Annotated in this window: 10 protein-coding genes; 7 read left to right on the forward strand and 3 right to left on the reverse strand. The window is 41.9% G+C overall.

Translation table 11 applies throughout. The features are described 5' to 3' along the window. Positions 1-3: 3 nt before the first annotated feature. Both DI53_RS02310 and DI53_RS02315 read left to right on the forward strand, forming a co-directional pair. Entirely contained in the window at positions 4-411 is a 408-nt protein-coding gene (locus DI53_RS02310; protein ID WP_037494908.1) for a hypothetical protein, read from the forward strand. Between the two features lie 1,130 nt (positions 412-1,541). Continuing rightward, positions 1,542-3,158, forward strand: coding sequence for a hypothetical protein (locus tag DI53_RS02315; protein WP_037494911.1), 1,617 nt, complete (start codon positions 1,542-1,544; stop codon positions 3,156-3,158). 167 nt (positions 3,159-3,325) lie between these two features. Here the strand turns inward: DI53_RS02315 and recN are convergent, their stop codons facing one another. Next, on the reverse strand, positions 3,326-4,984 hold the full coding sequence (gene recN, locus DI53_RS02320) for a DNA repair protein RecN (protein WP_037494914.1): 1,659 nt from the start codon (positions 4,982-4,984) through the stop codon (positions 3,326-3,328). A gap of 222 nt (positions 4,985-5,206) precedes the next feature. Between recN and DI53_RS02325 the strand changes: the two genes are divergently transcribed. From DI53_RS02325 to DI53_RS02335, 3 genes are all read left to right on the forward strand, one after another. Next, positions 5,207-5,932 (forward strand): SprT-like domain-containing protein, encoded by a 726-nt coding sequence (locus tag DI53_RS02325; protein WP_338056414.1) that lies wholly within the window; start codon positions 5,207-5,209, stop codon positions 5,930-5,932. Positions 5,933-5,984: 52 nt separating this feature from the next. Continuing rightward, positions 5,985-7,643: a M28 family metallopeptidase gene (locus DI53_RS02330; protein WP_037494917.1), complete on the forward strand. Its 1,659-nt coding sequence runs from the start codon at positions 5,985-5,987 to the stop codon at positions 7,641-7,643. A gap of 110 nt (positions 7,644-7,753) precedes the next feature. After that, the gene (locus DI53_RS02335) at positions 7,754-8,173 is read left to right on the forward strand and encodes a hypothetical protein (RefSeq protein WP_037494920.1); all 420 of its coding nucleotides are present in this window, start codon (positions 7,754-7,756) and stop codon (positions 8,171-8,173) included. Positions 8,174-8,354: 181 nt separating this feature from the next. Here the strand turns inward: DI53_RS02335 and DI53_RS02340 are convergent, their stop codons facing one another. Continuing rightward, the gene (locus DI53_RS02340) at positions 8,355-8,615 is read right to left on the reverse strand and encodes a hypothetical protein (protein ID WP_037494923.1); all 261 of its coding nucleotides are present in this window, start codon (positions 8,613-8,615) and stop codon (positions 8,355-8,357) included. Positions 8,616-8,864: 249 nt separating this feature from the next. Here DI53_RS02340 and DI53_RS02345 point away from each other — a divergent pair, with 249 nt between their 5' ends. Beyond that, positions 8,865-9,356, forward strand: coding sequence for a hypothetical protein (locus DI53_RS02345; protein WP_241462352.1), 492 nt, complete (start codon positions 8,865-8,867; stop codon positions 9,354-9,356). Here DI53_RS02345 and tamL read toward each other — a convergent pair. Further along, complete coding sequence (tamL, locus tag DI53_RS02350) at positions 9,353-11,713, reverse strand: translocation and assembly module lipoprotein TamL (protein WP_037494928.1); 2,361 nt, start codon at positions 11,711-11,713, stop codon at positions 9,353-9,355. The genes DI53_RS02345 and tamL overlap by 4 nt on opposite strands. Before the next feature lie 6 nt (positions 11,714-11,719). On the opposite strand from tamL, the gene DI53_RS02355 reads away from it, so the two are divergent. Then, complete coding sequence (locus DI53_RS02355) at positions 11,720-12,475, forward strand: TrmH family RNA methyltransferase (RefSeq protein WP_037494931.1); 756 nt, start codon at positions 11,720-11,722, stop codon at positions 12,473-12,475. Positions 12,476-12,519: the final 44 nt, after the last annotated feature.

Consider the following 12,519-nt stretch of genomic DNA (forward strand, 5'->3'; position numbering starts at 1 on the left):
ACCATGAAGAAAATTCTATTGGCCTTTCTATTAGGAACGGCAACCTTAGCAGTAGGTACAAGCTGTACAAAGGAGTATTACGACACTGTTTTACCTAGTTTTACACTGGTGTATGAACGAACTGCTGACCAGTGGGAAGGGACTGACAATCAAGCAGTCTTAAGATTATTAGTCCCTGAACTTACGCTCGAGCGCTTAAGACAAGACGTGGTCACGGTTGCCTATAGCGACGATAATGAAGTAACATATAAATCTATTGGTACACAATCTGGTAAATCTTACAGCTTTCAATATGGCGTAGGATATGTAGATATCAAGGCTGAGGATCCTATTTTAGGTGATTTTTTCGTGGAAGTACCTCCAAGAATATTCGTCAAAGTTACGATAACATCGGCTGACTTCGTAGATTAACGAGTAGCCACAGGCTCGATGCATTCCATCAAAGATATCGTCCTTAAGCACTAAAATGAAGAATAAATCCCGAGTATGGTACTGCACAGGTGCTCGGGATTTACCCCTTCTGATAATACCTTCTATAACATGTAGCATGATCCGATGCATTAACTGAAGGCTCATCCAATCCACTCACTACCTTTGAAGCTCTAGCAAAGACTTCTATAATTAGTCTGCTTGATATTTAAGATAGCTCTTACAAAAGTTACTTTGGTGATTTCACGGACATAATTCGCTTATGCTAATCATTTTTTTTCATTTTAGTTGCGCGGCTTGTTCACAGCATAGCTACGCCCAAGCGTTTAATAATTTTCACTTCATACGAAGCCTTATTTGCTAAATTTCCTAGTACGAATGCATGCAACAGCCAAGTTTGCTTTAGTTAATATAACGTGCAATTCACTTTTCCATCGGATATGTAGCTATCACAAGTCAAACATTTAACTACTTTAAAAAAACGCCAGTTTCAAATTTTTGATACGTTATTTTGGATGATATCTACAAATACCAGAACAATCCACTTAAAAAAACAGAGATCACACTGAATCTTTGGGGATCGACAATTTTAATCGAACAACCATATTACTCAATAATGTAAGAACTAAGCCTCTGCGACGGCATAAAACATTCTTTAAACTTCGTTAACTGTTGTTAAATGATTTCGATTTAAGCACCTCCATTTTTGAATAAACCGTACAGCTTCAGTAATCTTCCAACTTATCGCTCGCGCGCTAAGTAAATAGCGTAGGTAATTGCATGGAAACATACAGTCACTGTGCTATAAACCTACGCCAGAGCTACCAAACGCTCTACCTTCTTAGTACCTTTCCTGTACACTCTTAGTACCTTTCCCGTATAGCATGCTCAATTCTTTTGCTAAGCTATAATTTCAATATTCTTTACTTAGTCGTATATAAAATATCCGCAAAAAGCTTAAAATACTGAACATATCAACAGTAAAATATGATAATAAATAATTTTTTAACAAATAAACTAACAGAAAAACAACATTAATCTAAATATAATTTACATCAAAGAAAACAATCATGCAATCTTTGTGTTTTATCAATATATCAAAACATTAAATTATGAAAAAAAACATCTTACGCATGCTCATCGCATGTATTACGCTGGCGCTAGCAAGTTGCCAAAAAGATCGAATCGGTACGGAGAATGAAAGTGACTTATCCATGCAAATTAGTGATTTGGAACGGGTTAAATTGTACAACGAATTTGCCATCGTGCTTTCGAAAGCAGTTGTTGACAACCCTGAACTTCGCAAGTTCATTAAAGAAGAAGCATTAAGAAAAGTAGATAACGACCATGATGTATTCTACAATTTTATAAAAGATAGACAAGTACAAAACAATGAGACCTTTAAAGATGTATTACGGGCTTATGAAAGCTATCCTAATCAATTGGATATTATTGAAAAAGGCCTTCCGCTGTTAACTATTTTCGTTCCCACCATTACCATGAGCAAATTCAGCCCTGATACCTGGGATAGCGCAAATGAGGTTCCTATGGTTGCGACAAACATTATGAAAAGTGACGGTAACATTCCAGTCTACGATAATGGGGAAGAATTGCTGACGTTAAGCAGTAATGAAGTTCCCGGTTTCCCCGTTTTGGTAGTTAAGCCTAATGAGCGCATTAAAGTTAAAGACGGGCAGAATTTAAGAAGTAGCACAAACGCAGCTAATGGAAGCCCTTCCTTCGAATTTGTATCATCCGCATTCGACGGACAAGTTAAACAGCAAGTCCGTAGAGGAACGACCGCAAGTGAACCGAGTTACCGTACGAGTAGCGGCATAAATATCGATCCATCCATAGTGCGCGCCTTTAACCTTTTTGGCGTGAGTAATGAGAAATGGCAACGGGATCATATCTACTATAATTTAACCGAAGAAAACCCAACGGGACGTTTAAACTTAAATATGGTTGAAACCATTGTTTCTTTTACAATATCAAGAGCCGCCCTTTCAAAGATAAGTGATCAAACTGGAGATCCCGTTTTAACTCCTAATTCCTCCCAAATTATTGATATACCTTTTGGAGCTGCCGGAGCTCAATTAAACGAGATTATTCAAAAAAATGCATGGACAGATGGACAATTTGAATTTAGGTTTGACATCTTGATAAATAACAAAAAGGGTGTTGGGAATGCACACCACATTTATTACCCTATATCACCTACTAAGCTATTCCACATTCCATATAGCACTACAAATAGAAGAGTAGAAAGCGGACGTGAAAAGCTAACAATTGTTTATGTACTCGAACCTAGCCCTAGGGGCGGGAGCAGCGTCACGGGTAGTAACGAAATAATAGTTAATCTTCCGATCATAAATTGGGATATACAGAGTAACGCTCCACTATGGAAAATTTCATTATATGAAGTGGATTCGCAAGAAGTTATTGAAACAAAAGAAAGCGTCACTAATGAGTTTGCGGCAAACTTTTCAGTAAATGCAGGAGTAGACAGCGGCTTAAAACTTGGTTTCAACTTTGGAAGTTCAAGCAAAGAAACCTTCACGAAGGAAATAACTATTAGGAGAACTGCGGGAGATGATGACCTCGGTTCGGTATTCGTAGATTTTGGACATCCGGTAATATCAGGAACGGAAAGTAGAGGTAGACTGGCTTTGCATGAATATAAAAACGAATATTTCAGTTTGAAAGTAATTCCGACAAGGGCTTATTAGATAATAGTATATTGACATTAAAACAGAACGTTCAGCAACTGAGACACAAAGGCTGTTATAAAAAAAGGTATGATAACGGAGCAATCTACAATTTCAAAAAAGCAGATTGCTTCGTCATACTTTCTCGCAATGACGCTTTTTTATATTTTAAACTCTGAATAGCTTCCTTACCCTATCAACTCCCTAGCATGTTGTAGTGCAGACTCACCGGGGTTTGCGCCACTCAGCATTTGTGCTATCTCCAAGACACGTTGCTCGGCAGTTAGGGGAATGATATTCGTTCGTGTTTTTTCGCCTTCGTCGATTTTATATACTTTGAAGTGCGTCCTGCCTTTTGACGCAATTTGCGGCAAGTGTGATATGGCCAGCACCTGCATGTTCGCAGCTAAACGTTCCATTATTTGACCTACTTTCAAAGCTACTTCGCCCGAGATTCCCGTATCGATCTCGTCGAAAATGATCGTCGGTAAGGCAGAGCTGTTAGCCACTAGGGATTTGATTGCAAGCATAACCCGCGAGAGCTCGCCACCAGAAGCAACACGGTGGATCGGCTGTAGCGCCTGCCCCTTATTCGCAGAAAAAAGGAACTGCACTTCATCACCACCACTGGACTTAAACTGGTCGACAGGTAGCATTGCCAGCGCTATCTTTAACTGCGCATTGCCCATACCCACTTCGCTTAATACGGCTTGCACATACTCTTCCACTTGTTCGCGCACTGCATCCCGCGATTCATGAAGGGTCCTTCCTTCACGCTCGAGGATCAAGAGGCTTTTCTCTACCTCAGCTTGTAAAGCGGATAATCGCTCTTCCCTATTGGCTACGTCCAATATCTTCTGCTCTAACTCATTCTGCAAATGCAATAAAGCGGATACGCTCTCTACGCGGTGTTTCTTCTGGAGGTTGTACAGCACACTGAGCCGGTCATTAACTGTAACCAGCCTACTCTCGTCCATGTGCACATCCTGCCCTAGCGCATCAACTTCATCCGCGATATCCTTTACTTCAATCTGGGCACTTTGTAGGCGTTCCGTTAGCGTGCTGACTGCCGGTAAATACCGTTGGACAGCTTGCAAATGTTGCAACACTTCCTTCAAAGCTTGATTAACGGATGTTTCACTTTCTCCGAGCAGATGAGAAGCGCCCAGCAATCCACGCTTTATCTCTTCCGCGTTTTCAAGCTGGTTGATTTCCTCTTCCAACTGTTCTTGCTCGCCCTCCTGTAATTGCGCCTCCTGTAGTTCGTCAAATTGAAATTGATTGAAATCAAGCTCCGCATTTGTACTGTGAATATCTGCCTGAAGTTGCTCTAGCAAACGGGTGTTTTCCTTGTAGTCTCTTAGCGCGGTGCGATAATGAGCCAGCACCTCTTGATTTTTAGCCATGCTATCCAGCACCATCAGCTGGAAACGTTCCGTATTAAGTTGCAAGGTGGCATGTTGGGAATGTATATCAATAAGGAGCTCGCCCAAAGATTTAAGAACATTCAAGGTTACCGGAGAGTCATTGACAAAGGCGCGCGATTTCCCATCGATAGCTATTTCCCGACGGATAATGGTTTCAGCCTCATAATCCAGGTCATTATCGTCGAAAAATGCTTGAAGATCGTATGCTGATAATTCAAAATATCCTTCGATAACACATTTTTGGTCGTCGTTAAAAAAGTGCTTCCCTTCTGCACGATTACCTAGAATCAGCCCCAGCGCGCCCATAATAATGGATTTACCGGCCCCCGTCTCTCCTGTAATAATATTTAAACCTGCATCAAATTGGATATCGAGATTCTCAATAAGTGCATAATTCTTAATAAATAGCCTTTTTAACATATTCTATTAGTTTCTCCCCAGCTCTTTTATCAGCGTAGATCTTGAATGCTCCCTACACGCTTGTTACTAGCGTCAATATCTTCCAGCCGTCCTAATCATTCGACATGTACCGAAGTATAAGCGATCAATCGTCTTGCTATCAGAGCGCCAACAAAGTGCAGAAATGAGCATCAGCTTTCCTCCTCACCACACTGGATTAAGCTATCAAATATACTTAATTCAATGGGGATGGGAAGCGGGGATTTTACAGTTTATCAAATAAAAATAATAAGTTTGCAAGCGATGGCGGATTTTTCGAAACAACTTAGTAAGTATATGCCGGAAGCTGCGGCACCTATCATTTCTGCTTGGATCAATGATACCGCATGCCGGTTTCGCATATCACGAAGCCGACGGACAAAGTTAGGTGATTATACCGCGCCGTTCCGAGGCGACACACACAAAATTTCGATTAACCACGACTTGAATACGTACGCGTTTCTGATCACGACAATTCATGAATTTGCGCACTTAAAAACTTGGCAACAGTACAAAAACAAGGTAAAACCGCATGGCGCTGAATGGAAATTCAACTATAAGGAATTAATGCAGCCCTTCTTAAGGCTGGCTATATTTCCGGCAGATATTCAGGAAGCGATTGTGCGGTACATGGAAAATCCTGCGGCCTCAAGTTGCACAGACCTCAACTTGTATCGCATACTCCGGCGCTATGACGAAACCAGTGATACCGACTTGACAACCATCGAAGCCATTCTGGAGGGCAGTATTTTTAGTATAAAGGGTGGCCGGATATTTCAAAAAAAAGAACGATTGCGAAAACGATATAAATGCATTGAGCTAGCAACGGATAAAGTGTATCTCTTCCATCCGATTGCAGAGGTATTTCTTTTGCCGGGAGATACTGTTCAAGCAGAAGACGGACGGCTTTTTAAACAGCGTATTGATTGACGTAACGAAGAACTTTATATATAGCAGCTTTTAACCCCTTTGACCAATAAACATGAACAAAAAAACACTTCTCATCTGCAGTGCGCTTCCCTTCCTTTTTGCCTGCCAGCAACAAGAGAAAAGTTACGACGCCACTAAGCTCGATAGTGTAGCACTATCAGCAATCACAGAAGAATCTTACAGTAACTATGTGAAGACACTTTCTTCCGATACCTTTCAAGGGCGGAAGCCATTTACCAAGGGTGATACGCTGACGGTTAATTATATTGAAGAGCAATTCAAGGCTTTGGGGTTAGAACCGGGCAATAATGGATCGTATTTTCAGGAAGTGCCTATGGTGGAAACTGCTTCCATGCCGGTACAAAAGTCGTTAACCTTTCGAGGAAAGGCAGGCAATGTCACCGCGGAATATCTTTCGGATTACGTCATTGGAAGTAGACGACAGCAGCCAGAGATCAACGTTTTGGAATCTGAGCTGGTTTTTGTGGGTTTTGGTATTGTGGCTCCAGAATATGGATGGAATGATTATGAAGGGATCGACGTCAAAGGAAAGACGGTTGTGGCGTTAGTTAGCGATCCGGGGCGGTATGATGATCAGCTATTCAAGGCAGATACGATGACGTACTACGGCCGCTGGACCTACAAGTATGAGGAAGCGGCACGGCAGGGTGCTACCGGCGTTCTTCTTATTCACGATACTGATGCTGCCAGCTATGGCTGGAACGTCGTGCGAAGCGGCTGGTCTGGACCGCAATTAAGTTTAGCTGAAAACACGAGCGAAGCGAAGGCGACGGCATTTGAGGGATGGATAAATAGTGCTACCGCGAAGAGGCTATTTACCCTGGCAGGCCAGCCTGCAGACATACAGGAACGCGCCAAGAAAAAAGGATTCAAAGCGGTAACGCTGGGCATTAGCACTTCGGTACAATTAAAAAATAACATTCGGAAATCCAGCTCCAACAATGTGCTTGCAAAATTGCCGGGTACAAAGCGTGCGGATGAGGTAATCATATACAGTGCACACTGGGATCATTTAGGTATTGGCGAAGCGGTGAACGGCGACTCTATTTATAACGGCGCAATAGACAATGCTGCGGGCGTGTCCGCGTTGTTTGAAATGGCTAAGGCTTTTAAAGCCGCATCGGCAAAGCCCGAACGAACAATTGTTTTTTTAGCGGTTACTGCAGAGGAAGAAGGTCTGTTGGGGTCTGATTATTATGCGCAACATCCTGTCTTTCCGCTGCGCAAAACTGTCGCAAATTTAAATATGGATGCCTTTAGCGCATTGGGAGCAACAAAGGACGTGTCTATCGTGGGACTCGGTCAAACAGAAATTGAGGATTATGTGCAACGCTCGGCTGCTAAATTTGGCCGTACAATGCATGGAGAGGCCAATCCTTCTTCCGGCGGCTTTTATCGGTCAGATCATTTTAACTTTGTGAAAGTCGGCGTGCCCGGCCTTTTCATGGGTAGCGGTAGCGAACTGATTTCGACAGACTCTACCGCCAATGCAAACCGTAAAAAAGCGTTAGAAGGGCGTTACCATACGGTTGGCGATGAGGTGGATGAGCATTGGGACTTCGGGGGCATACTGGAAGACATACGCTTGTTTTTCGACATTGGGTATACGATGAGTATGGAGAAAACGTTCCCAACATTTAAAAAGCAATCAGAATTTAAAGAAATAAGCGACAAGCGACTGGCAAAATAGTACCTTTGTCAGGGCAACTTCAATTTTGTCCAGCAGCAAGCGTATCCATGTGCGAAAGCTGTATTTTAGAGAAGAGATATTGTACAATTATTTTAATTTATTTAAACGGAATGAAACATCTACATTCGACCCTAGCCATCGTATTATTGCTGGCTTTAGTGATTGCTATTGTAATTACCCTTTCAAATTATTTAGGAAACAAAGCCTATAACCGCAAAGTTGCGCTAATTGGTTTTATATCTGCCCACCTGCAATTACTTGTCGGATTAATTATCTATTTCGTATCGCCATTAGGCATACAGTCCTTTTCTGGCGAAAACATGAAAAACAGTTTGTCGCGTTTGTATTTTTTGGAACATCCATTGATTATGATTATCGCTATTGTATTAATTAGCGTAGGTTATATTAAATCTAAGAAGATTGCCGATGCGAAGAAAGCAAACCAAACAGTTTTGATTTTCTACATCATTGGTTTAATTCTGATCCTTTCAAGAATTCCATGGAGCACCTGGTCGCTTTTTAACGGTTAAAAAGACACTTACTACTATACGGAAAGCCCAAATTGAACGATTTGGGCTTTCCTCTTTTATTGCGATGGCGTCGCTTTACATTTTTATACTATAATTGCGGAATGCCGCTGAAAAGTAAGTGACAAAAAAAAGCTAATCATTGATCAACGATTAGCTTTGTCTATTTTTTTTAAAACAGAGACTAGTATCTGTTTTTTCCAAATCCTAATATTCCAAACACAACTTTGAACGCGATGATGGTTGCTACCACCATGGCTAAGTTAGCGATCAATGAAAACATAAACGTAAATTGATCTAAAGCAGGAAGAACATCAGGAACAAATCTGATGAATACTCCAACTAAACCAATCACGATCGCGACAGTCAACGTAACATAATATTCCGTGCGGTTTGCGTTATTATCTGTTTTCTTTGCTGGTCTTTGAGGCGCTGTATTTTCCATATCAGTCTAAAATCTTTTTATACAGGGCAAATGTACGGAAGAAATAGTCAAAAGTCAAACATAAAAACCCAAAAATGGTCTGCTCTACTGCTGTGGTTAACCTTGATAGCAACGACAGTAGATCGGTCGTGCATTCGTCAAACTTGGGAAGTAAAGTATATGAAACAAACAAATTTTACCTAATATTGCAAAAAGAACAATTGAATCGTGACGCGAGTACGCTATATATTTTTTTTCCTCGTATGCTCTGTGGTGTTAGCAAAGGCACAGCCTCAGCGCATAGGTAATTTTATCGTAAAGGAAAACCTGACGCAAAATGGCAAGTTGGCTATTATCGCTGTGGATACTGCTGATCAGCCGCTTGAAAATATCAATGGTACTTTCGTCTTTAATCTAAACGGATTTGAACAGGATTTATCTTTTCACGATGGTGTGGCCGTGGTGAAACACCCTTTAGCATCGTCCACCTTTGTCTTCTTTAAACATAAAAATCAGGAAAGTTCGGTCGGTAAACTGTATTATATACATAAGTCTGATCAAGCGCTAAAACCGTTCAAAATTAGTGGTCTCCTCCTCTTAATTATCCCCGGCGCGCTATTACTGGCGGGCTACCTATTTAAACGTTTCCTGACTGTCCTCGTTATCTTAGCCATTATATACGGCTATTTCCATTATTCGAAAGGTCTGGACTTAGGGAAAATTATTGAAACGATATTTGCAGGTATTAAAGGCTTTCTTTAAAAGGGAAGGCCTACGCTGAAGTTGTATTGGATAAAATTATAGCGATCTGGCCTCCGTGCTTCATAGAATTCCCTCTTAAATTCCGTTGCGTTAAAAAACTCTTTAATCACCCATTGATCACTTCCTTCAAACTGTGGATCTTTTAGTTTAAGACCTGCATCTAGGCGGATCATAAAATAGTCCATATCCAATCGTAGTCCAAACCCCGTGCCTAGCGCAATTTGTGACAGGAATTTATCGGCTCTAAATGTGCCTTCGCCGGAAGTGGTAAATTCATTGTCGCGAAGCAGCCAGATATTTCCAGCGTCCAGAAAGGTTGCACCATTTAATTTAGCACCTAAAAATTTGTTGAGCAAGCGAAATCGATATTCAGCGTTAGCCTCAAGCTTGACCTCCCCGAGTTGATCTAGGTTACGCAGATTCAAGCGCAGCTGTTCATTTTGGAGACCACGGCGATCGTAATTCCCAGGCCCGAGTGTGCGCGCCTGCCAAGCACGAATGCCATTCATCCCACCGCCGTAGAAGCTTTTTTCAAAAATCAACAACTGTGAATTGTTTCCATAAGGTACTGCAATACCACCGTTAAATCGAAGGACGAACTGTTTATTTCCGGAAAGGTGTTTGTACCAACGGTAGTCTACTTCCGCTTTTGCATACTGTAAATAAGGTACACCAAACAGCAATTTTTCGCCTTCTGGAGACGAATTAAATTTAAATAGATTCGCTGCCATTCCGAGTAGATTTCCGCTACTTTCCAAGCCTACACGGAAGTAATTGAAATCTTCCAAACGAAGAAGGCGCTTGGCATTATAGGTGAAAGCATATTGCGCACCCAAGCCAAAATACTCGCGGTTGTTACTACGAATATACAGGCGGTAACCCTCTTCCTCTAGCCTGCGTGCGAAGTCCTCGTTCAAACGCCCCTGCCTATACTCGATTGAAATGGGGGTCAAACTGTGTTGGGCATGCACATCACTATACCATATATAATTTAACGTGTTTGTGAAATATCGGTTTGAGTACGTCCCATCTTGCTGAAAGAGTTGCACCGTGCTGGAAAACGTTGTGCGTGGCAATCCATAGGTGCCTGTGCTGGAGTTTTCAAAAGGCGTCATCAGGCGTGGAACGACCAGGTTTACACCAATCTGAAAGTCATTATTAAAGATTTTGCTTGCTAAATTTCCATCCAAACGGGGATCAAACAATACGCCATACCTTAATTTAACTTCCAATTGTTCGGCACCGCCAAACACATTTCGATGCGAAAAGGTATTCCCGACGTTGAAACCACTCATCCCTGAACTAAATGTGAACTCTCCTTCCACCTGATTTGCCATGACCGGCCTCGGCGTTAGTTCATAAGCAACATGGAGCCTATTGGAATCTACCTTTTGGTAGTTTATTTTTACGTTCCGAAAGCCATTCATTTCATAAAGCCTATCATAGGCTTGAATTTCCTTTTTCAGATTATAGCGCATACCTGGCCGGATATACATGTAGCGAGCCATCGGAGCGAGTTTAAATCGTCCGGTTTCATCTTTATACCGAATGTTTAATTTGGAATGATATAAAGCTTTTGGCTTTCCGTTCCCAGCTTGACCATAAGGGAGACGGACCGTTGCAGACACGCTGTCAATATAATAGATAACATGTTTGCTATTTTCCGAAGGATTTTGAATATCGACCTGAAGGTTTGCTTGCTTTGCCACCGTGTTGGTATCTATTCCGACGCGCATGTATTGCCGCAGATATTCGTAATAACCATATTCTTTCAATTTGTTATACAACCGCTCGCGTTCATCCAGCAAATCTCCGCTATTGAATTGCGCTCCAGGCTTAGCCTTGGAATAAGGCAAAACCGACCTGCTGTAAATTGAATCAATCACAGGATCTGTCGCTTGGTGTGTGATATTTCCATACCGAAAAGGTTGCCCTAAAGCCACATTAAACTGCAGGGTCGCTTTTTTCTTCCTAACAATTGCATGTGGTTCTACTACAGCATTGAAATAGCCACGCGTTTGGAGGAATCGATTGATTTGGTTGGCGGATAGTTCCACCAGTGAAGAATCAAGCACATGCGGTGCTTCGCCTACATTTCGTATGCCGTCTCGTTTGTATTTTCCATCTTTCGTATTAAACCAATTATAGATGGTTAGGTTTAAGCGCGAATTTGGCTTCACTTCGGTTGATATGTATGCAGATGCTTCCTCTTTAAGCTGCGGGGAAACGCCTTCCATTGCTACCTCGGTTACCAGCGCTTGGTCATCGTCTAAATACTTCGCAGAGCGGCAGGATGCTAGAATTAGCAACAAAAGCGTTATACTTGCAAAGGCAACAAAAATATCTTTTTTAATCATTAAGCGATGTTATCAAAGGCACAAATCAGTTTAGTAACGTCATTGCAGCATAAAAAATTCCGCAAACAACACGGTCTTTTTCTGGTGGAGGGCATAAAGTCCGTCTTGGAATTTACTTCATCCAATTATCATATCCATAGCGTATTCAGCACCGCGGAAGCTCTGGCAAAAATGCCTAATTTACCGCAGAAAATAAAATGTGTGGAAGTCAGTAATGCTGAATTTCATAAAATTTCTACATTGACCAATCCGCAAGGGATTTTAGCCTTGATTCATTTACCCGAAGAAGATGCCTTTGATTGGAATACCATTCGTAATGAGCATAGTCTACTGCTAGACGATATTCAAGATCCAGGAAATTTGGGCACGATCATCCGAACGGCGGAATGGTTTGGCATACGGCAGCTTATCTGCTCCCAGGGCACGGTAGATGCGTACAACCCCAAAGTGGTGCAAGCAACGATGGGTTCGCTCGCGCGGATCAAAATTGCATATACCAATTTACCCGATTTTATTGCGCACGCAAAGCTACCCACTTACGGTGCTGTTTTGGATGGTCGATCAATTTATACGACGGCCTTCGGAAATGCGGGACTCATTATTATGGGGAATGAAGGCAATGGAATCAGCCATGCTTTGCTGGAACGTGTTGAACACCCCGTCACAATACCTCGCGTGGGCAACGCAGAATCACTAAATGTGGCTGTCGCAACGACGATTTTCTGTTCCGAACTGACACGGCAATCTTTAGCTAGAAAATAACGGTGGACGAATCTAAGTCGATATATACATTACCTTTTGCCCTG

Origin of the sequence: Sphingobacterium deserti (genome assembly GCF_000757725.1) — a bacterium.
Taxonomy (GTDB): domain Bacteria; phylum Bacteroidota; class Bacteroidia; order Sphingobacteriales; family Sphingobacteriaceae; genus Sphingobacterium; species Sphingobacterium deserti.